At 43.0% G+C, this 21,922-nt stretch carries 22 protein-coding genes and 1 pseudogene; 4 read left to right on the forward strand and 19 right to left on the reverse strand.

Features of this window, described 5'->3' with window-relative positions; all coding sequences use genetic code 11:
* Positions 1-21: 21 nt before the first annotated feature.
* The 6 genes from hscB to trmJ all read right to left on the reverse strand — a co-directional run bounded on the left by hscB (position 22) and on the right by trmJ (position 3,853).
* Positions 22-537 (reverse strand): Fe-S protein assembly co-chaperone HscB, encoded by a 516-nt coding sequence (gene hscB, locus HPC40_RS01355; protein ID WP_208117687.1) that lies wholly within the window; start codon positions 535-537, stop codon positions 22-24.
* Positions 538-540: 3 nt separating this feature from the next.
* The gene (iscA, locus tag HPC40_RS01360; RefSeq protein ID WP_208117688.1) at positions 541-864 is read right to left on the reverse strand and encodes an iron-sulfur cluster assembly protein IscA; all 324 of its coding nucleotides are present in this window, start codon (positions 862-864) and stop codon (positions 541-543) included.
* Positions 865-894: 30 nt separating this feature from the next.
* Positions 895-1,278: a Fe-S cluster assembly scaffold IscU gene (iscU, locus tag HPC40_RS01365; RefSeq protein WP_208117689.1), complete on the reverse strand. Its 384-nt coding sequence runs from the start codon at positions 1,276-1,278 to the stop codon at positions 895-897.
* Positions 1,279-1,295: 17 nt separating this feature from the next.
* Positions 1,296-2,510 (reverse strand): IscS subfamily cysteine desulfurase, encoded by a 1,215-nt coding sequence (locus HPC40_RS01370; RefSeq protein WP_208117690.1) that lies wholly within the window; start codon positions 2,508-2,510, stop codon positions 1,296-1,298.
* Between the two features lie 30 nt (positions 2,511-2,540).
* Positions 2,541-3,017: a Fe-S cluster assembly transcriptional regulator IscR gene (gene iscR / locus HPC40_RS01375; RefSeq protein WP_208117691.1), complete on the reverse strand. Its 477-nt coding sequence runs from the start codon at positions 3,015-3,017 to the stop codon at positions 2,541-2,543.
* A gap of 113 nt (positions 3,018-3,130) precedes the next feature.
* Positions 3,131-3,853: a tRNA (cytosine(32)/uridine(32)-2'-O)-methyltransferase TrmJ gene (gene trmJ / locus HPC40_RS01380; protein WP_208117692.1), complete on the reverse strand. Its 723-nt coding sequence runs from the start codon at positions 3,851-3,853 to the stop codon at positions 3,131-3,133.
* 159 nt (positions 3,854-4,012) lie between these two features.
* Here trmJ and HPC40_RS01385 point away from each other — a divergent pair, with 159 nt between their 5' ends.
* Positions 4,013-4,390, forward strand: a complete 378-nt coding sequence (locus HPC40_RS01385; protein ID WP_208117693.1) for a surface-adhesin E family protein — start codon at positions 4,013-4,015, stop codon at positions 4,388-4,390.
* 40 nt (positions 4,391-4,430) lie between these two features.
* Here HPC40_RS01385 and hpt read toward each other — a convergent pair whose 3' ends face one another.
* On the reverse strand, positions 4,431-4,970 hold the full coding sequence (hpt, locus tag HPC40_RS01390) for a hypoxanthine phosphoribosyltransferase (protein WP_208117694.1): 540 nt from the start codon (positions 4,968-4,970) through the stop codon (positions 4,431-4,433).
* A 219-nt stretch (positions 4,971-5,189) separates the two neighbouring features.
* The gene (gene pmbA, locus HPC40_RS01395; protein ID WP_208117695.1) at positions 5,190-6,542 is read right to left on the reverse strand and encodes a metalloprotease PmbA; all 1,353 of its coding nucleotides are present in this window, start codon (positions 6,540-6,542) and stop codon (positions 5,190-5,192) included.
* Positions 6,543-6,659: 117 nt separating this feature from the next.
* Here pmbA and yjgA point away from each other — a divergent pair, with 117 nt between their 5' ends.
* On the forward strand, positions 6,660-7,190 hold the full coding sequence (gene yjgA / locus HPC40_RS01400) for a ribosome biogenesis factor YjgA (RefSeq protein WP_208117696.1): 531 nt from the start codon (positions 6,660-6,662) through the stop codon (positions 7,188-7,190).
* On the forward strand, positions 7,183-8,043 hold the full coding sequence (locus HPC40_RS01405; protein WP_208117697.1) for a VirK/YbjX family protein: 861 nt from the start codon (positions 7,183-7,185) through the stop codon (positions 8,041-8,043). The genes yjgA and HPC40_RS01405 overlap by 8 nt, the downstream gene beginning before the upstream one ends.
* Positions 8,044-8,073: 30 nt before the next feature.
* On the opposite strand, the gene recR is transcribed toward HPC40_RS01405, so the two are convergent.
* The 11 genes and pseudogenes from recR to seqA form a co-directional block, all read right to left on the reverse strand.
* The gene (recR, locus tag HPC40_RS01410; RefSeq protein ID WP_208117698.1) at positions 8,074-8,673 is read right to left on the reverse strand and encodes a recombination mediator RecR; all 600 of its coding nucleotides are present in this window, start codon (positions 8,671-8,673) and stop codon (positions 8,074-8,076) included.
* Between the two features lie 41 nt (positions 8,674-8,714).
* A complete protein-coding gene (locus tag HPC40_RS01415) occupies positions 8,715-9,044 on the reverse strand; it encodes a YbaB/EbfC family nucleoid-associated protein (RefSeq protein ID WP_208117699.1) in 330 nt (109 codons plus the stop codon).
* A gap of 62 nt (positions 9,045-9,106) precedes the next feature.
* Positions 9,107-11,125, reverse strand: a complete 2,019-nt coding sequence (gene dnaX, locus HPC40_RS01420) for a DNA polymerase III subunit gamma/tau (RefSeq protein ID WP_208117700.1) — start codon at positions 11,123-11,125, stop codon at positions 9,107-9,109.
* A 9-nt stretch (positions 11,126-11,134) separates the two neighbouring features.
* The gene (gene apt, locus HPC40_RS01425; protein ID WP_208117701.1) at positions 11,135-11,683 is read right to left on the reverse strand and encodes an adenine phosphoribosyltransferase; all 549 of its coding nucleotides are present in this window, start codon (positions 11,681-11,683) and stop codon (positions 11,135-11,137) included.
* A 69-nt stretch (positions 11,684-11,752) separates the two neighbouring features.
* Positions 11,753-12,715: a lauroyl-Kdo(2)-lipid IV(A) myristoyltransferase gene (gene lpxM, locus HPC40_RS01430; protein ID WP_208117702.1), complete on the reverse strand. Its 963-nt coding sequence runs from the start codon at positions 12,713-12,715 to the stop codon at positions 11,753-11,755.
* The gene (locus tag HPC40_RS01435) at positions 12,712-13,479 is read right to left on the reverse strand and encodes a TSUP family transporter (RefSeq protein WP_208117703.1); all 768 of its coding nucleotides are present in this window, start codon (positions 13,477-13,479) and stop codon (positions 12,712-12,714) included. Before HPC40_RS01435 ends, lpxM begins: the two co-directional genes overlap by 4 nt.
* A 30-nt stretch (positions 13,480-13,509) precedes the next feature.
* Positions 13,510-14,358 (reverse strand): penicillin-insensitive murein endopeptidase, encoded by an 849-nt coding sequence (mepA, locus tag HPC40_RS01440; protein WP_208117704.1) that lies wholly within the window; start codon positions 14,356-14,358, stop codon positions 13,510-13,512.
* Complete coding sequence (gene aroC / locus HPC40_RS01445) at positions 14,355-15,443, reverse strand: chorismate synthase (RefSeq protein ID WP_208117705.1); 1,089 nt, start codon at positions 15,441-15,443, stop codon at positions 14,355-14,357. The genes mepA and aroC overlap by 4 nt, the downstream gene beginning before the upstream one ends.
* A gap of 157 nt (positions 15,444-15,600) precedes the next feature.
* Positions 15,601-18,936: pseudogene (mscK, locus tag HPC40_RS01450) on the reverse strand (mechanosensitive channel MscK); the annotation flags it as partial.
* Entirely contained in the window at positions 18,929-20,377 is a 1,449-nt protein-coding gene (gene menE / locus HPC40_RS01455; RefSeq protein ID WP_208117707.1) for an o-succinylbenzoate--CoA ligase, read from the reverse strand. The gene menE and the pseudogene mscK, both read right to left, overlap by 8 nt.
* Positions 20,349-20,957, reverse strand: coding sequence for a replication initiation negative regulator SeqA (gene seqA, locus HPC40_RS01460; RefSeq protein ID WP_208117708.1), 609 nt, complete (start codon positions 20,955-20,957; stop codon positions 20,349-20,351). The genes menE and seqA overlap by 29 nt, the downstream gene beginning before the upstream one ends.
* A gap of 123 nt (positions 20,958-21,080) precedes the next feature.
* Here seqA and HPC40_RS01465 point away from each other — a divergent pair, with 123 nt between their 5' ends.
* Positions 21,081-21,866: an alpha/beta fold hydrolase gene (locus HPC40_RS01465; RefSeq protein WP_208117709.1), complete on the forward strand. Its 786-nt coding sequence runs from the start codon at positions 21,081-21,083 to the stop codon at positions 21,864-21,866.
* Positions 21,867-21,922: the final 56 nt, after the last annotated feature.

Below are 21,922 nucleotides of genomic sequence, written 5' to 3' on the forward strand. Positions count from 1 at the left end.
AAACCTGCGTTGGCAGGCTAATTAATCATAGAACTGCTCTTCTAGAGCATCAATTTCACGCTGAAATTTTTCAATGAATTTCAATCGATTAAGGTAACGCTTCACCTCATTCCAATCTTGCTGTTCAACCGCACTTTCAAGATGTGTCATTTGCGTTGTCAGTAATTGTTCATTCTCTTCACGCAATATATCAAGTGCGGTTTCATTTTTCGATTGCTCGACGTCAGAGAGCTGTTCACGCAAGTTGAGCTGCTGCAATAAAAACGCACTATCATGGACTGTTTGCTCACCATTCCACTCTTCACCGCCTGCCCATTGTAACAGTGCTTGTGCACGTCGCAATGGATTTTTTAATGTGTGATATGCCGCATTGATATCAGCGGTCTGTTGTACAGCCTGTAATTGACGCTCACTGCTGGCATTCGCAAAATTATCTGGATGATGTGCCTTTTGTAATTGCAAATAACGCGCATTGAGCACAGTCAAATCAAGATTAAACACCAATGGCAAATCAAATAGCTCAAATGGATTTTGCATACATTACACCGTAAAACTCTCGCCACAGCCACATTCGTCTTTGACATTTGGATTGTGGAATTTAAAGCCTTCGTTTAATCCTTCTTTTACAAAATCCAGCTCTGTGCCATCTAAATACACTAAACTTTTACGATCGATGATGATGTTAACGCCATATTGTTCAAAAACTTCATCATCCTCATTCAGCTCATCGACAAATTCTAGCACATATGCAAGCCCCGAACAGCCTGAAGTTTTAACGCCCAGCCGTAAGCCGATGCCTTTGCCACGATTATCTAAAAACGTGCGTACGCGATTTGCCGCACTTTCAGAAAGCGATACGCCCATATATCGTCCTTGTCTTTTTCAACCGCACTTTTATTTGTTATTTTTGGATTTGTAATCCGCAATCGCCGCTTTAATGGCATCTTCTGCCAAAATTGAACAGTGTACTTTCACAGGCGGTAGCTCAAGCTCTTCGGCGATTTGGCTATTTTTAATTGCTCCCGCTTCATCAAGCGATTTGCCTTTTACCCATTCCGTAATCAATGAACTTGAGGCAATGGCAGAGCCGCAACCGTAGGTTTTAAAACGGGCGTCTTCAATAATGCCGTCATCACTGACTTTAATTTGCAGTTGCATTACATCGCCACACGCTGGCGCACCGACCATTCCACTGCCAACATTTTGCTCTTTTTTGTCAAATGACCCAACATTGCGTGGGTTTTCGTAGTGATCAATCACTTTTTCACTATATGCCATAATAATCTCCCGTTAAATTAATGCGCTGTCCATTGTACCGTGCTTAAATCGATCCCTTCTTTGAACATATCCCAAAGCGGAGAGAGATCGCGTAATTTTTGAACCGCTCTTTTTACCAACTCAATGGTGTAATCAATCTCTTCTTCAGTGGTATAACGTCCGATAGAAAAACGGATTGAGCTATGTGCCAATTCATCGTTTAGTCCTAACGCACGCAATACATAAGATGGCTCAAGGCTCGCAGACGTACAAGCTGAACCTGATGATACAGCAATATCACTTAATGCCATCATCAATGACTCACCCTCAACATAGTTAAAGCTGATATTCAAATTATTCGCCACACGGTGTTCCATCGAGCCGTTAACATGGGTTTCTTCAATATCTTTTAAACCATCATACAAGCGATCGCGTAACGCTTTGATACGTGGCATTTCCGTTGCCATTTCTTCTTTACAAATGCGATACGCTTCGCCCATCCCCACAATTTGGTGTACTGGTAATGTCCCTGAACGCATGCCACGCTCATGCCCACCACCATGGATAATTGCCTCTAAACGTACTCGTGGTTTACGACGTACGAACAAACCGCCAATACCTTTTGGTCCATAAAGTTTATGGGCTGAAAACGACATCAAATCCACAGGCAATTCCGCCAAATTGATCGCAATTTTTCCAACACTTTGCGTAGCATCTACATGAAAAATAATTTTTCTCGCACGACAAAGTTGTCCAATTTTCTCAATATCTTGCACAACCCCGATTTCATTATTCACGTGCATAATGGAAACCACAATCGTATCATCACGCATTGCCGCTTCTAATTTTGCTAAATCAATCAAACCATCACTTTCAGGTTCAAGATACGTTACCTCAAAGCCTTCACGCTCAAGCTGACGGCAGGTGTCGAGCACCGCTTTATGCTCTGTTTTACAGGTAATAATATGCTTGCCTTTGGTTTGGTAAAAGTGCGCTGCCCCTTTAATGGCAAGATTATCCGACTCTGTCGCCCCTGAGGTAAACACAATTTCACGGGCATCGGCACCAATCAGATCAGCAACATGGTTACGTGCAATATCCACGGCTTCTTCCGCTTGCCAACCAAAACGGTGCGAGCGTGAAGCGGGATTGCCAAAAATCCCGTCGAAGGTCATATATTCCATCATTTTTTTCGCAACACGCTCATCCATTGGGCACGTCGCGGCATAATCAAGATAAATTGGTAATTTCATTGTCACTCCTAAAATAAGCCGACCGCACTTTTATAGGCGATTTTCGACTTCAAAACTGTGTTGATGCTTATGTTGTTTTAGTGCGCTACGTTGATTTTCTTTATTAACCAAATCGCCAATCGTGATGCCATTTAAAAACGTTTCAATTTCATCACTTAACTGTTCCCACAGCGAATGAGTCAAACAACGCACGCCACCTTGGCAATTACCTTTTCCATGGCATTTAGTCGCTGTAATATTTTCATTTACTGCAGCAATGATCATACCAATAGAAATTTGATCAACCGATAAGCCTAGCAAATACCCACCGCCTGGGCCACGTACGCTTTTAACCAAACCACGGCGACGCAATTTAGCAAACAACTGTTCTAAGTATGAGAGCGAAATCTGTTGACGTTCTGAAATATCTGCAAGCGTAATTGGCGTTTCGTTCTCGTTTGATTGAGAATGTAGTGCAATATCCAACATTGCGGTGACTGCATAACGCCCTTTTGAGGTTAATTTCATAGTTTCACTCCACGTTAAATAATGGAGCAAATTTTTTCATACCTTACTAATTTAGTCAACTTTAAACTTGACCGTTTTTGTAAGTTTTACACAATTACTACGATAGTTGCTGATTAAATGCGCTTATCAATCGCACTTAAAATGCCTTGCAAGATATTCACTTCATTTTTTTCAAGGCGTGCTCGATTATATAGCCGTCGCAATTTTTCCATGACGGCTGCATTTTGAATAAACCCTAAAGTGCGGTATGTCTGCTCACTGTGCGCTAAAAAATGCTCAATTTCTGCAACGCTCGCATAGCGGCTTGCGGTCAATTTTGATTTTTGTACATTCTGCGTTGCAGCAAGATATGCCATTCGCACTTCATAACAAATCAACTGCACCGCCATTGCGAGGTTTAACGAGGCATATTCAGGATTGGCGGGAATCGTCAAATGATAGTGACATTTGAGCAATTCATCATTTGTAAGCCCCACGCGTTCTCGCCCAAATACCAGTGCAACCGCACTTTGACGATGTTGCATAAGCTCGGAAATCGCCATTTCTGCCCCAACACGCGGTGTTACCAATGTATTTTGTAAATGACGTAAGCGTGAACTCGATCCCATCACCAGTTGACAATCAGCAATGGCATCATAGAAATGCGGCACAATGTGACTCGTCTCAAGCACCGCTTTCGCACCCGCCGCCAAAGCGAATGCTTGCTCATCTAATGCACAACGAGGATTGACAAGCACGAGTTTGCTCAATCCCATTGTTTTCATCGCACGCGCAACCGACCCAACATTGCCACTGTGCGACGGTTCAACTAATACAATTCGAATATTTTCTAACATAACCGCACTTTATAATGTATTTATGCTAAATTGTAGCCCCTTTAGATAAGGCTCGCAATCATTGTGAAGAAAAATCAAAAGTCGACGTTAATTGATTGTTTTCCGCGAAACTCAGTGATAATCTAACAGTGAAACAATGCCTAACGTGAAGGAGGTATGATGAAAAAATGGATTATTTTCTGCTTGGGAATGTGCAGTCTATCTACTTGGGCAAACCAGTGGCACTACATCGCAGACACCCTAACTGGCGATAAAATTTATATCAATTTACAACGTAGCCGAGTCTTGACTGATCGCGTGTGGGTGAAAGTGAATTTTAAAAAGCCACGCAATGATTTAGGTGAGCAAAAAGGCATTACCCATTTAATGATGGAGTATCAATATTCCTGTGATGATTGGACGATTGCTAACCGTCAAACCCTTATTTATGGCAAACATAATAAGAAAATCGGGCAAGAAACTAACAAAAAACCACAAGCACAACCGATGCCTGACACGGCGAAAGACGGCATTTTAAAAACAATTTGTCGTAAATAAAAGTGTGGTCGAAACAGGCGAGCTTATGCTCGCCTTAACATTATTCTTCCAACACCACATGCCCAATATAGCTTAAATTGCGGTAGCGTTGTGCATAATCAATGCCATAACCCACCACAAACTCATCAGGAATGGTAAATCCAATCCAGTCAACGGGCACTTCAACCTCACGTCGTGAAGGTTTATCCAATAAGGTGCAAATCGTCAATGAGGCAGGATCACGCAACAGGAGCATTTGCCGTACTTTATCAAGTGTATATCCCGTATCGATAATGTCTTCAACAATCAATACATGCTTAGCCTTAATATCACCATCAAGATCTTTTGTGATCTTCACATCATGGTTAGAATACAGCCCCGTACCGTAGCTCGTGGTCGTCATAAATTCAATTTCAGTAGCAATATTAATTTGACGCACCAAATCCGCCATAAACATAAATGAACCACGCAATAGCCCAACAACCGTAATGCAATCCACCTGCTGCTGTTGATAAAAGCGTGTAATTTCTTGACCTAATTCTTGAATGCGAGAAACCACCTCAGCCTGTGGAATTAAGGTTTCAACGTGATGTTTTTTCATGGGAATACCTTTCGTAAAGATGAGAGTATGTATCATACATCAAACTTAAGATTTAGCCAAAAAGAAAGGCTGAAGAACCCCTCAGCCTTAAAACTTAACGAATTTACTTTTACTCTACATCTGCATTGCTGCGGACATCGCTACACCCAATCGCCGTGTAACTGGTTATCATCTTATCAGGTTATTTATTAATGTCAATAAGAATTATTATCAATTGCATTAATTTCCTGAAATTTTCATCTCACCCAATAAAATTGAGCCTGATTGAATATTTGAACGATGCTCAATATCATCACTCATCGCCACCATATTCCTCAACATAGCTTGCAAATTGCCTGCAATAGTGATCTCGCTGACGGGATAGCAAATTTTCCCTTTTTCTACCCAAAAACCTGCCGCCCCACGCGAGTAATCGCCTGTAACCAAATTTACGCCCTGCCCCATCAACTCGGTAACCAACAAGCCAGTATCCATTTGCGATAAAAGTGCGGTTAGCCCCCCTTGCACATTCGGCGTCACTTGCCAATTGTGGATGCCACCCGCATGCCCCGTGCTTTGTAGCCCGAGTTTTTTCGCACTGTAGGTTGTTAATAAATATGTCTGTAACACTCCGCTATCAACAATCACTCGCTCTTGGGTTTTCACACCTTCACTATCAAATGGCGTTGAAGCAAGTCCTGTTTTCAAGTGCGGTTTTTCCGTGATACTCAACCAGCTTGGCACAATAATGTCGCCTAATTTATCCAACAAAAAACTGCTTTTGCGGTAAATACTGCTACCACTGGCAGCCCCCACAATAGTGCCCAGCAATCCTGTTGCCACATCATTTAAAAATACAACGGGCGCAGTACACGTCGCCAATTTCTGAGGATTTAACCGTTTGAGTGTTTTTTCGGCACACATTTGCCCAACCCACTGGGGTTCTGCAAGCTGATGAAAATCGCGTGCAATCGTGTATTCATAATCACGTTCCATTGCGCCGCCGTCTTGTCCTATAACACTGCACGAGAGGGAATAACGTGATGAGAGATAACTGGCGAGCATACCATGCGTGTTACCATAAACTCGAATGCCACTATGGGCATTTACGCTTGCACCTTCGCTGTTGGTGATGCGATCATCATAATCAAGTGCTGCGGTTTCCGTAGCTAATGCTAACGCGATAGCCTCATCAACTCCCATTTCATAAGGGTGATACAATGCCAACTCAGGAGGTTCGAATGCAAGCAAGTGCGGTTCTGCCAAGCCGTTGCAATCATCTTCTGACGTATATTTCGCAATACTTAATGCCGCCTCGACCGCACTTTTTACCGCATTTGGACTAAGATCCGAGGTGGACGCATTACCTTTGCGAGCCCCCAAATAAACCGAAATACCTAACGCACCATCGTTATTAAATTCAATATTTTCCACGTCTTTTAAGCGGGTAGAAACCGACAAACCAGCGGTTTTTGTCGCCCCAACTTGCGCACTTGCCCCCGCTTGTTTTGCATATTGCAGTGCCATTTCTGCTGCGTTGAGTAGATCTTGTTGCTGTTGGCGTAAAAGGGCTTGTTGTGTTATTTCTGCCATACTCTTCTCTTTTTGTTAAAATTTGCCCTATTCTACCGCACTTTTGCACGGCTGTTTAACGTAATTGTAGAATTTATGCTATGATAAGCACAATTTTAGTCACACTAGATACTTTTTATGCAAAACAATACGCCTGATTTTTTAGATGAAGACGAACACGATGACATTATTTGGGTTAGCAAAAGCGAAATTAAGCGCGATGCCGAAGAACTCAAAAAATTTGGGGCGAAATTGGTCTCGCTCCCAGCAGGGCAACTGGAAAAATTGCCATTAAATGAAAAATTGCATGATGCCATTATACTGGCCCAGCGTTCTCAGCGGGGGGCGTTGCGACGCCAGTTGCAATACATTGGTAAGCTCTTGCGCAATATGGATATTGCCCCTATCAAAGAGGGTTTAGAAAAGTTAGAAAATCGCCATAATCAGCAACAGATTCTCTTTCATCGCCTTGAAAAATGGCGCGATGCCCTGTTGGAAACGGAGAATAATGCGGTATTTTCAGAACTCATTGAAACGTATCCAGCACTGGATATTCAGCATTTGCGTAATTTAATCCGTGGAGCGAAAAAAGAACGCGCTGCCAATAAACCACCAAAATGTTATCGTGAGATTTTTCAGTATTTAAAAGATATTAGTTGTAATGAGTAAGCCATTTCCCAACGCAAGTACACTCTTCCCTCGTCATAAACGCAAGCTGAAAACACTACGCTCACGCCTGCGTTACTATTATTACCGCACTTTCGCTAATGCAGAATGTGCTCCGTGGATGGACTACCTCGAATCCCATCCACTCACTGCTACATTATTTGAAACACAGCCCTATCGCCACTATGCGTTGCTCTATTGCTATGGCGACAAACGCTTTTCACCTGCTGAGCGTCGTGGCGCAATGCAATACACCTTTGATACGATTGCACAACAGCTAGGCTCACGCTATGAGCAACTCATCACGCAGCAATCGTTACACCTTACATCGCTGACTGACGAGATTAACGTCTATTTGAATGTCAATCAAATCGATCCCTTAGAAGGTTTTTTCTCGATTAATTTACGCACTCAGCACAGTGAGCGGCTCTATGATCTCGCCTTTATTTTATTGCCTGAAAAACGGATTCTGATCACTTCGTTGCAAGGTCCGAAAGGGGAACACGCACAAGCATTGGTGCGTAGCCTAACCAAGCAATTACATGGCATGCGACCGCACTTTATGTTGGTCAATATCATGAAAATGCTCGCTCAACACTGGGGTTGCACCCTGTGGGGCGTGGCACATAAAAACCAAGTAAAATACCGCTTCAATGATCGCTCTCGTTTGGTATTTAATTACGATGAATTTTGGGCTGAAAATGCGGGGATTTTTGATACTCAAACAGGATTTTGGCAACTGCCCTGCACAATTGAACAAAAACCTCTAGAAGATATTGCCAGTAAAAAACGCAGTATGTACCGCAAACGCTATACGATGTTTGCGCAAGCGCAGACAAATATCGCCACATTGTGAACAGCCAAAGTGCGGTTCTTTGACCGCACTTTATAGTTTTCGCCGTCCGATTAAAGCATGAGAAAGGGTGGTTCCGTCAGTATTTTCTAGCTCACCACCAACAGGAATGCCATGTGCAATGCGTGTCACAGGAATATGATATTGTTGACATAATTGAGCAATAAAATGGGCAGTAGCATCGCCTTCTACCGTTGGATTGGTCGCTAAAATAACCTCGCTGAATCTTTCTTGCGCCAAACGCTGCTCTAATAAGTCTAAACCAATGTCTTTAGGACCAATGCCATCAAGCGGCGATAAATGTCCCATCAAGACAAAATAACGTCCAGAATATTGCCCTGTGAGTTCAAGTGCTTGAATATCCGACGGCATTTCAACCACACACAACTGTTGACTTTTCTCTCTGCGAGGGTTGCGACACAATGAACAAACGTCTTCTTCGGTCAGCGTGCGGCACAACTCACAATGCCCAATGCGGCTCATTGCCTGCGCCAGCATGTGTGAAAGGTGCATGCCGCCACTGCGATTACGTTGCAACAGATGATATGCCATTCGTTGCGCTGATTTTGGACCAACGCCAGGCAAGCAACGCAACGCATCAACAAGTTGATCTAATAATGGGCTAATTTGCATAGTAATGTGAAAATCGCCAATTAAACAGGCAATTAAATAGGTTAAAATGGCATTTTAAAGCCTGGTGGTAATTGCATACCACTTGTTACAGATGCCATTTTCTCTTTTTGTAGCTCTTCGGCACGACGCACGGCATCATTGTAAGCTGCCGCAATGAGATCTTCTAGCATCTCTTTATCATCGTCCATTAATGAAGGATCAATTTCTACACGACGACAATTATGCGCACCATTAATTGTGATTTTTACCAAGCCCGCGCCAGACTCGCCCGTCACTTCCAGTTGTGCGACTTCTTCTTGCATTTTTTGCATGCGCTCTTGCATTTGCTGCGCTTGCTTCATCAAATTGCCTAGTCCACCTTTTCCAAACATAATTATAATTCTCTCTCAATCAAAATTAAAAATTGCATTTTAGCTTAAAACCCTTGCGCTGACTAGCCCACAGGACGAATGCTATCAAGCTCCAATGTGGCATCAAATGCCTCTTTCAGTAATGCGATTTTTTTATCGTCTTGCAATGCCGTTTGTGCGGCTTGACTAAGTTCTTGATAAATCTCACGCCGCAATTCAATTGGCGTTAATTTAGTCATATCATCACAAGTTTCAATGCGTAAACGCAAGTGCGGTTGCGAAAAATGGTGTTGCAATTTTTCGCTTAAGGCTTGTACATAATTGTCGCGATCAAGGTGACTAAATTGTGAGCGCAAACCTAATACGAACTCGTCTTCATTATGTGATAATACCCGTGCATTTAAGGCAAGTTGTTTTGTCAATCCCGTCATGCCAAGCTGCTCTATATCCGCCGCCCAACTATCACGTTGCGAGCACAATTTAACCACCTTCTCCACCACATCGGGGGTATAATCTTGCAAAATGGCTTGCTTAATCTCCGATGGACGCAGGCGATTTTCATCACTGTTTTCGAGCTCAGGATTAAGCCATTGCCAGTGATAATCCTCACCAATTTCATCTTCGCTTTCACGAGTAGCATCTGATTCAGCTTCAACCTCTTTGGGCGAGATTTCAGATTGTTGTGTTGTACGTTGCGCAAGTTGATTTAGCCTATCAAGTAAACCCACTTTATCGGTATTTTTGACCACTTCATGTGTATTCTGTGGTGGCGATTTAATGGGATCAGGTCTTGTTACTGGCTTTTTTTTTTCGTTTTGGTTTAACGCTTTTAAAGCTTGTGCTGCTCTCAGTGCGGGGCTAACCGCACTTTCATTATCAGGTTGTAACGTCTCGACGTCTAACGGGGCAGGAGTAAGTACCTGAGTGGGCTCTTCAACCGCACTTTTACTTTTTAAATTCTCTCGCATCGCCTCAATTTTGCTAGCGGTGTTTTCCCCCTCTGCGTGTGCTTTTGGCTGTTCCTGTTGCCAATTTGTCGGATGGAAGGCCAATGCGCGTAATAGCGTCATTTCAACGCCAGTGCGTGGCTCAGGTGCATAGGGTAATTCTTTACGCCCATTGAGTATGAGTTGATAATAAAACTGTACATCCTCTGGCGGAAGGTGTTGTGCCAAAAAGCCGATCCGATCATCGTGGTTTTCTGTTTTCAACAACTGACGCATTGCAATGCGATGAAGCTGTGTTGCAAGCTGCTGTAACAATTGATCCCAACCGATCCCTTTCTGTGCCACATCGGCAATGGTGTGCATCAGTGCATTGCCATCGGCAATTTGTAGAGCTTGGATGATATCCAGTGCCTGATTGTCATCTAGCGTACCAAGCATATGCTGCACCGTTTCTAACCGCACTTCACCATTGCCCATAGCAATAGCTTGGTCGGTTAAACTCAAAGCATCGCGAATACTGCCCCTCGCAGCCCTAGCTAAGTGTTCAAGTGCGGTTAAATCAAATGCGATTTTTTCTTGATTTAAAATAGTGCCTAAGTGTTCGCTAATTTGCTCAGGATCTAATGCTTTGAGATGAAATTGAATACAACGCGATAAAATCGTAATGGGCAATTTTTGTGGGTCAGTTGTGGCAAGCAAAAACTTGACGTACTCAGGTGGCTCTTCCAATGTTTTCAATAAGGCATTGAAACTGTGTCGTGAGAGCATATGCACTTCGTCAATCAGATAAATTTTAAAACGACCTTGCACGGGTTTGTACTGCACATTGTCCAGTAGATCTCGCGTATCTTCCACTTTTGTGCGAGAGGCGGCATCAATTTCTAACAAATCAATAAAACGCCCCTCTTCAATGGCTTTACACGTTTCACATTTACCACACGGTGTGGCAGTGATGCCTGTTTCACAATTTAGCCCTTTGGCAAACAGACGGGCGATCGACGTTTTCCCCACCCCGCGTGTGCCAGAAAACAGGTAGGCATGGTGCAATCGCTCGGTGTTTAAGCCATTTTGCAATGCACTAAGAACGTGTTGTTGCCCAACCACGCTTGAAAATGTCTGTGGTCGCCACTTTCTTGCCAATACCTGATAACTCATTTTACCTACTTAATACTGTTCTTCGCTAAATTCTACAATATCAAAGCATTCAATATCTTCTTGGGCTAACCGCTCTTTGCCACCCAGATCAATTAATCGGATAATGAAGCCTGCGTGATGTGCTTTTCCACCAAGTCGACGCACCAATTTAGCCGTCGCTTCTACTGTGCCGCCTGTTGCTAATAAATCGTCAACAATTAACACGTTATCTTGCGCATTAATCGCGTCGGTGTGGATCTCTAATGTATCTTCACCATATTCTAATTGGTAACGCTGCGAAAGCGTTGTGCGTGGTAATTTCCCAGGTTTACGCACCAACACAAACGGTAAACCCAGTGCTAAGGCAACTGGTGCTCCAAAAATAAAGCCGCGCGATTCTGTACCAATGACTTTTGTAATGCCTTTATCCTTATAATGTGCCACTAACGTGTCAATGGTCGCTTGAAATGCACATGGATTTTCCAGCAAACTGGTAATATCACGAAAAATAATGCCTTCTTTTGGATAATCAGGAATTGCTTTAATCGCTGAGCGAATCAATTCACGGTTGCTCGTCATTATTGAACCCTTAAAAAGTATAAATCAAATATAAAAATGTAGGATAACAAAACGCCCATTTTGTGCAAGCTATTGTGCGGGCATTTTGTATATATCTTCACCATCTTTGCGTGTTTTTAATAGACGCAAAATCCAGACATATTGCTCTGGCATATCGCACACAAATTCTTCAATAATTTTATTCATAGTGCGTGCCATTTCCACATCATCATCACTGAGTGATAACGGTGATTTTATTTTTAAGATATATTTGCCTTCTTGTGCGCTGTAACACGCAAACATCGGAATAACAACAGCTTTGGCAATTTTTGCCATTTTATTTAACCCCGGCAGAGTTGCTTTATAGGTCGCAAAAAAATCGGCATATACGCTCAGTGCTTCGCCATAGTCCTCGTCTGGCAAATAATAGCCCATTTCACCTGCTCTCACACGATTTAAAAATGGCTTGATTCCATTTTGGCGAGCTTGCATTTTACCACCAAAACGTTCACGCGTTTTATTCCATAAATAATCAACCAGTGGGTTACGGTGCGGATTATACATCGCCGTCATTGGCATGCCTTGTGTATGCAAAATAATACCTGAAGCATCTATCGCCCATGTATGTGGCACCAATAAAATAATATTTTTGCCCTGCTGGCGTGCCGCTGTAATATACTCTAATCCTTCAAAACGTGTCCGAGCTTTCAAATGTGCACGAGAACGCAATGCAATTTCCCCAATGCCGAGCATAACTTGGCTAACCGTGACGAACATCTGCTCAATAACCGCACTTTTTTGTGTTTCACTCCATGTAGGAAAGCAATAATCAAGATTCACTTTTGCACGATGATATTGTTTTTTCGCCTTGCGGCTAACAACTCGCCCCAATTTTGCCGCAACCGTATCACGCAAGCGATAAGGCAAAAATGCCAATAGGGCAATTATGCCAATACCAAGCCAAACACCCCAATAATGAGGCAATAAAAATCGCCACGACCATGCAGGATCATAGCCTACACGCGATGTTAACCGAATATTTTCATCACTCATCCGTTAAACCATCCATTATCGATTGCCAATTTGATTGTCATAATTAATGACATCAGCACTACCATAGGACGAATTAATTTCTGCCCCTTCGTGAGCACCATCTTAGCACCTACACGCGCACCTAAAAATTGCCCAAGCATCATCACAAACCCAATCCCCCACACAACATGCCCGCCGAGGATAAAAAAGAGAAGCGATGCACTATTAGACGTGAAATTCAACACTTTTGCATGTGCGGTAGCTTTCGCCAGATTAAATCCCAATAACGCAACAAACGCAAGACTAAAAAATGACCCTGTTCCTGGTCCGAAAAAGCCATCATAAAAGCCCACACCGAAACCTGCAGTTAGTGCAAATACACTCAAACTCACACGATGATGTTTGTCCACTGCGCCTAAGTTAGGTGAAAATAAAAAATATAACCCGATCGCTAAAATCAAAAAGGGTAAAATTTTCTTTAAAAAAGAAGCATCAATTTGTTGTACCAATATTGTCCCTAACGCAGCACCGATAAAAGTACACACAATTAAAAACCACACCGAACGAAGATCCACCGCTTTTTGACGGATAAAATACCAACTGGCAGAAAACGAACCGCCACAGGCTTGCAGTTTATTAGTTCCCAGCGCCATTGCAGGCGGCATTCCAGTTGCTAATAATGCAGGAATAGTAATTAATCCTCCACCACCTGCAATCGCATCAATAAATCCTGAAATACACGCCAACACAAATAACAGTGCAATCATATCAAAGCCTAATTCCATACATCCCTCATTCATTCAAAGTGCGGTCAGCTAGTCTTGCAACCATTTATATTTATCAGGGGCGTCCAGCACTTGCTGGCATAACGCAGGTAAGACTGGCACTGTTTTCTTCGGTGGTGTAGTCGTAGGTTTTGGCGGTTCAAACCATGAATAAAGCTCCGCACCACACCCTTCACCTGCGGGAATGGGGGCTTGCTCTTGACAGTATTTAGCATCACTTGGACAGTGTAACCGCACATGAAAATGTGCATCGTGCCCAAACCACGGTCGAATTTTACGCAACCAACTGCGATCACCTTTCACACTTTGACAAAGTTTCACCTTAATCGCGGGGTTGACAAAAATCCGTGCAACACGTGGATCTTGACTAGCTAATTTTAACATTGTCGTCTGCCCTGGTGTCCACACCCGTTCATCTACGACTTTGCGAGCCCGATCAACCATCAAAGTCGCCACTGGTGTTCGGGCTTCTTTATCGCTTAATGGACCAAAGCGCAGCCAAATATCAGCATCAAGTCCGATTTGGTGGCTGGCATGTCCTGTTAAAAAACGCCCGCCCCCTGGCATGGCAATATCCCCCACTAACATCGTTGGCAATCCAGCTTGCTTGATACGTTTACCCAAATCTTGTAAATATTGAATCATTACTGGGTGCCCATAGTAACGATTTTTCTGCATACGGATAACCTGGTAGCCCTCTCCACGCCACGCCAACGGTTTTGCCCCAATGATACAACCATTACTATATCCGCCCACAGGCAAGGCGTCCCCAGGAATGGGCCGCTTAATTCTCTGCCACTCTGTTTGTGCAACCGCACTTTGCATACTCAAAAGTGCGGTGAGCAAAAGCCCACCTAACCTTCCTGCAATTTTCATCATGCTATATCCTTATGACCACACTGTGCCTGATGGCGTAAAAGGTGATCAAGCAATACAATTGCCATCATCGCTTCAGCAATTGGCACAGCACGAATACCCACACAAGGATCGTGTCGTCCTCGGGTTACTACGTCAACCGCCTGATTATGAATATCTACACTGCGCCCTGGAATCGTAATGCTGGAGGTAGGTTTAAGCGCAATGTGTGCCACAATCGGCTGCCCCGTGCTAATACCGCCTAAAATGCCACCTGCATGATTAGAACAAAAACCTTCTGGCGTCATTTCATCACGGTGCTCACTCCCTGTTTGATTAACCACCGCAAAACCATCACCGATTTCGACACCTTTTACCGCATTAATACTCATCAGAGCGTGGGCAAGATCTGCATCCAAACGATCAAATACAGGCTCCCCCAACCCCACGGGTACATTTTCTGCTACCACAGTTAATTTCGCACCAATGGAATTGCCTTCTTTTTTGAGTTGTCGAATCAACTCATCAAATTGCTCGACCGCACGCTGATCAGGGCAGAAAAAAGGATTGCTGTTCACCTGCTGCCAGTCAATATTTTCAATCTGTTGCGGCGCAATTTGTATCTCGCCAATTTGGCTCAAAAAGGCATTGACCGTTACGCCAAACCGCACTTTAAGGTATTTTTTTGCAATCGCTCCCGCGGCAACACGCATCGCCGTTTCACGGGCGGAAGAACGCCCACCGCCACGATAATCACGCAGCCCATATTTTTGCTGGTAAGTAAAATCTGCATGCCCTGGGCGAAATTTATCTTTAATATCGCTATAATCTTGAGAACGCTGATCGCCATTTTTAATCAACAATCCTATGCTTGTGCCTGTGGTTTTGCCCTCAAACACACCAGATAAGATTTGCACTTCGTCATCTTCGCGCCGCGGCGTAGTATAGCGTGATGTTCCAGGTTTACGGCGGTCTAAATCACCTTGTAAATCAGCTTCACTTAATGCTAAGCCTGGTGGCACGCCATCTACAATACACCCTAGCGCAACCCCATGTGATTCGCCAAATGTCGTTACTCGAAAAAGTTGCCCTATGCTATTTCCTGCCATGTTTTATCCTTGTTTAATGATCATCATCGCCATCAAAATCCATATCATCGTCATCACGATGATGCTCTTCATATTCTTTAATAAGCGCTGGTTTACGCTTTATTTTCGGTCGTTGAACCGCACTTTTACCCTCAACCGCACTTACGTTTTTTGCCACATTCTCATTCGCTAAAGCCTGATGGTCAAGTTTGAGCTGTTTGCCATCCGCAAGATTTTTAATGTAAACATCGAGTTGATTAAAGGCAATTTCAATATTATGTTGTTTGAATAGCTCATCAATTCGACGATTGAGGAAATCAATTGTCGGATTGCGATATTCAGTTTGACTCACATAAACACGCAATTCATGATCCAGTGTGCTCGCACCAAATGTTAAGAAATACACAGACGGGCTCGGCTCTTTCAGTGCATGCGGTGCTTCATCTGCCGCTTGTAAAAGCAAATCGCGCGTAAGTTCTAAATCTGAACCATACGCCACCCCCACTTCAATGACAATTCGTGTTACGGTACTAGATAGCGACCAGTTTGTTAGCCGTTCGGTTACAAATGTTTTATTCGGCACAATGACTTCTTTACCATCAAAATCGACGATAGTCGTTGCACGAATGCGAATTTTTGACACGGTACCGCTAAATGAATCAATCGTAATAATATCGCCAATCCGTACAGGACGCTCAAATAAAATAATAATACCTGATACGAAGTTAGCGAAAATTTCTTGTAAACCAAACCCTAGCCCAACAGAAAGTGCGGCAAATAACCACTGTAATTTGCTCCACGACATGCCAAGACTCGAAAATGCACTGCCTGCCCCTAGTGCAATAATTAAATAACTTAAAATGGTCGTGATAGCATAAGGCGCACCTTGTGATAGGCGAATGCGTGAGAAGACTAAAATCTCTAATACTCCGCTTAAATTTCGCACCACTAAATAGGTTCCCCAGAGAATTAAGAACGAACTCAATAAGTTGAGTAGCGTAATCGACTCCAACTCTGTTGTGCCGTTTTCGCCAGTGCTGGTTTGTTGCCAGAGACTAATGCCATCAAGATAGTACGCCACACTCAGTAAATCTGACCATACCCAATACAATAACCCAACCAGCAAAATCCACATCACAATATCACTGACTTGGCTAATTTGCTGATTAACGGTGGCAATTGCAATTTGCTCTTCTTGTGCATCAACCATAAATTCTTCGCCACGCGTTTCTTGCTCTTGCAGCTCACGCTCGCGCTCACGTTTTTCTTTTAACCGACGATAAGCCAATTTACGTGCCGACACCCGAATCGCACGATGCACAATTTCTCGTAGATAAAACCATAAAATTGTAACTACATAGGTATAGGTAATATATTTGATCAGAATAAGTGCGGTGTAATAATACCCAAGTATAATTAACACCATCAACGTAATTGGGATCAATACCAATAGCACGCTAAAAATACGCAATACCGTTGTGTAATTAGTTTGTTCACGACTATTTTGGTGATCGGTTTGCATATGTTTCACCGCAGTGCTAAAAGCTGGGCGAATTTGAAATAAGAAAATCAGCAATGCCACCATAATCATGGTTTCGCCAAGATAATCGTTCGTAACCCCTGTATCTTCAAGCCCCGTAAAAATAGAGGCATTTAAGAGCACCACAAGAATTGGGATAGATCGTTTTAGCGTATTACGAAATAATTCATTGGTTGTTTGCGAAAAATTAAAGTGACGATAGCTAATGCCATTTGGACGCAATAACGCCAACATAAAAGCAAAAAAGAGCCAAAACAGTGCCATTTTTAACGCCCATAGCAAATAAACAAGAGGCGTTTTAAACATAAAAAACAAGATAAGAATCAAACTTGATAGGAAAATAAGTGTGCTTGGTAACGCCAAAATAATGGTATAGAGCAACACCATAACCGTGCGCCATAAGCTATCACCATTGAGTGTATTCACTTGGGAGTTATGGAATGTAATACGTTTTTTAATCCACTCTTTTCGCCAATTAATTAAAAATACTGGCGTTAGCAACACCAATAACAGTAATAAAACCGCTGTAATATGCTCACGCCAATGACTAAAGCCCATTAAACTAACAATTTGTTTTATTTGTGCGCTCGCCATTTGGGGTAACGTTTTAAACCAGGTCCAGTCCACTGGAATATTACTACGCACCCAGAAACTTTGCTGCTCAAGTTTATTTTGTAATTCATTACTAATACTCACGACTTGCTGTTGATTGAGCTCAATATTAATCGCATGGTTAAGTTGCTCATTAAGCTGAGTAATAATATCCGTTAATAATTTACGGCGATCTTGCAAAATTGTTGTTAGTTGTTTTTTCTCCACCGCACTAAATTGTGTGTGCTGCTCATTTTCTAAATTTTCAATATAATGAGCGGGATTAAACACCTCGTCACGTTTTTCATTGACATCAAATAACATCACACGTAACTGCGTGATGCGATTAGGTAAATCACTAATCAAACTATCACTTGGCAAAGAATGACGTTGCTTATTAATCACTCTTGACAATAATAACGTGCCTTGCAATGCGCTAATTTGTTCTTCTAAGTTACGCTGCGTTTGAATAAGGTTATCTAACGTATTACGAATGCGTAATCCATCTTGCACTAACTGATTATTGGTATTGGTTTGATCCAGCAGCTCTTGGCTTAATTTAGAATTTAATGCCAGCTCAGATTTAATCAATGGGTTGGCTAAATTATTATCACTACTTTGCTCAAGCTGTGCCACTTGTTGCTGCGACAATGCTAAACGCATTTCACTTATTTTTTGCACTAAGCGTGTTTGAATGGCTTGGATATATTGCTGCTCTGCTGTTTTTTCGGCGATTTGTGATTCGTATAACGATGTGAGCCGCGACCCGCCATTCAAACTCAATTGATTATATTGATTACGCAAGTCAATCAATTTCAATTCAGCTTTATATTTATCACGCAACGAGGCACTCACTTGTGCACTAAACATCAGTTTATTCAGTTGTTGCGTTCTCGCGAGATTATCGGTCAATGCACTTTGAATGCGCTCTGGTGCAGAACGTTGCGCAACCAACTGCGTGTTTAAATTGGTCAATTGTGTTTGAATCTGTTGCAACGTAGCATCATTGCTTGCTTGCAACGCTGTTAATTCATCTAAACTTTTATTTTCCCACTGCTGCGCCACATCATCGGGTTTGGGTTGATCATTAATTTGATTTAAATTATTTTGGCTTGTTTGAATAAGGCTATCGGCTTGATTGACTGTCTTACGCAGTTCCGTAATCGCATTTTCTTGTTGCGCGATTTGCGCAAGCAACGCCAAGGTGTCACGCAAATTCGTTAATAAAAGCTCACTATCAGGCTCTTTTTTATCACTTTTTTCTACGGCATCAATTTGTGCTTGCACATCTGTACTACTTGGTAGCACATCATCTGCTATCGCCAGACTGCTAAAAAGCATCAGCAACAGAATTGACAAGAAACGAAAGCCTAACTTAAACATAATCGTCCTTTTTTCTCGATAATACAGGCAGCAACTTCTGTAATGCTGCACGTGAAACTTTAATTGCCCCTGAGGTCGTATCAGGCAGTGGATAATACGCAATCGGCTGTTTAAAACGCTCTAATTTGCCACAAATTTGCTGAGCTAACAAGCGACTTTGCAGGGCGAAATCCGCTTGTTTAAATTGTACAAACGCCACCACCTTATGCCCAAACTCTGCATCCATTTGCCCGACTACATAAGCTTGGTGAACTAAACCTGTTTGATATAATATGCGCTCAATTTCTTCTGGCTGCACATTTTCACCGCCACAAATGAACATATTATCCATTCGTCCTGTAATGTTCAATCGTTCGCCATCAAAATAACCGCTATCGCGGGTTTGTAGCCAACCTTGTGCATTAACAATCGGCATAATCTTACCGTGTTGCCATACCCCCAGAGCGAGCCCTGCACCACGCACCCAAATTTCTCCCTGTTCAATACGTAGTTCTCGCCCACGCAACAAACCAAAGTGCGGTTTTTCGTCATCGCGCTCAATATAAATGGTCGACGCCATTTCCGTCATGCCATACCCACGAAAAATGCTCAGCCCCTGCTGACTGGCTTGCTGACATAAAATCGGATCGAGATACGCTCCCCCCAGTAGCACAGCTTGACATTGCCCGAGTACACTTTGCCTGTTCGTTTTCTGTTGTAAATAACGCCATAGTTGCGTTGGTACCAGCGAGCAATGACTACTCCGTGTGATGTCATTCACAAGATCATCTGATGGAAAAATCAATTTCGCCCCTTGCGTCAGCCAACGCCACACAATGCCTTGACCAGAGACATGAAATAACGGCAGCGAGTACAGCCACGAATGCTGTGCGGTGAATGCCATTCGCTCACACACACCATCTGCATTCGCAATATGCGCCAACACATTATGCACAATCGCTTTCGGCGTTCCCGTTGAGCCTGACGACAATGTCATCGTCAGCCCTTTTTCCCACGCCCAAACCGCACTTTGCGCTTTGAGCTCAGGCATAAGCTGCGGGATGTTCAGCTCAAGTGCGGTTTCCGCCCAGTAATATGCAAGCTGGTTGTCAGTACAAATACGCTGAATTTTCGCCAACGGAAAATCAGGATTGATAACCATAACACGCGCACCCACCGCAAGGCTGGCAAGATACAGCAATAACTGCGTTAAACTATTTTTTCCGATCAATGCCACACCGCTATTATGCGTAACCCCTTGGGTGATAAGGGCTGCACAAAAACCATCAAGTGCGGTCAACAGCTCACGCCAACGCAAAACACCAGACGAAAAAAGCAAGTTATCTATTGAACTTGCTTTTATTGAGCCGAACGTGCAGGCAATGGCATCACTGTGCCGCAATCTGCGCAACTGGGCATAAAAGGCATGCAGATCAGGCGGTAAAATAGGCTCTGACATCATCAATTAAATCAGCAGGTAAATCCATTGAACTCATCGCACCTTCTAGCATTAACATTTTGCGCTGACTATTGGTATTCGTAATCACCCAATAGGGGGTTTCAGGGATTTGTTTTGGCTTGGTATGCGTGCCTGCTTGTAATAATGTGGCTTCATCGCGTGCAAAATAAACGCGCGTGCGCCCAGACAGTGATTCCGTTGCCTGTGCAAACGTTTCAGGATTAGCACGATAAAGTGCGGTCAAAATCATTAAAAATTTCACTACGCCTTTGCTTTCGTGCTGAAACGCCTCAGAATCAATCACTTTACGCACACGATTGACCACATGCATAATGGCCTCTTGCGATTGCATTTTTCGCCCACTGTTTACAGGCTCCGCCGCCACTTTCACCTCATCAAGCGTTGGTGGTGTTGGCTCCGCTTCAACACGTTTCGTAACATTCGGCGCAAGATTTGGCGTGGAAACATTGTCTGATGATAAATTTAGCAGGCGGCGTAAAATATCCGACGCACTCTCGCCAATTGATTGCGTGTTAGCAACCAGATATTGATAAATTTCTTCATCAACTTCAATAATTTTCATGCTTCTCTCCTCTCTTGCGCCCCAGTAAAATCCGTACCTATGGCAGCGATTGCTTGATTTGAATATTATTTTGCCCCATTATACCTATTTAAAGTGCTTTTAACTACGATTTAACAAATACAAATGTCACAAAATACACAATTTCTCCATTACCAATGGCAAAATGCACAAAAAACGGCAAGCACAACACCCACAATTGTGCTATTACACGGCTTGTTTGGTGATTTAAACAATCTTGGCGTCATCGCCCGTGCTTTTGCACAGGACTATCCTGTGTTAAAAATTGATCTGCGTAACCACGGACATTCATTTCATCGTAGCGAAATGAATTATGAGCTGATGGCACAGGATGTCATTGCCCTGCTTGATCATTTGCACATTGAAAATATTATCCCTATCGGGCATTCAATGGGCGGAAAAACCGCAATGGCGGTGGCAGATAAACTCGGTACGCGTGTAAATAAACTCGTGGTACTTGATATTGCGCCCGTTGCATATGGCAATAATGGGCATGATGATGTATTTCATGCCTTATTTGAAGTGCAGAAAGCCAAACCGAGCACTCGTCAAGAAGCGAAGCCTATTTTACAACGCCATATTCTCGCAGAAGGCGTGCAACAATTTATGCTCAAATCGTTTGATGCAGCTTCACCTGAACGATTTTTGTTTAACCTAACCGCACTTTACCAAAATTATAACCATATTATGGGATGGCAAACGGTGCATATTAATATCCCAACCCTATTTATTCGCGGCGGGCATTCAAATTATGTGGCAGACAGCTATCTAAGTGCCATTCACGCACAATTTAGTGATGCGCATATTGTGACCATTGAAAATGCCGCCCACTGGCTACATGCAGAAAAGCCAAGTGCGGTCATTAATGCCATTCAGACATTTCTGGTGTGATGGTCATAATTTAACTTTTTTGAAAAGTGTGGTATAGTTCGCACATTTCCAACGGC

It is taken from the genome of Spirabiliibacterium falconis (assembly GCF_014885015.1).
GTDB classification, from domain to species: Bacteria; Pseudomonadota; Gammaproteobacteria; order Enterobacterales; family Pasteurellaceae; genus Spirabiliibacterium; species Spirabiliibacterium falconis.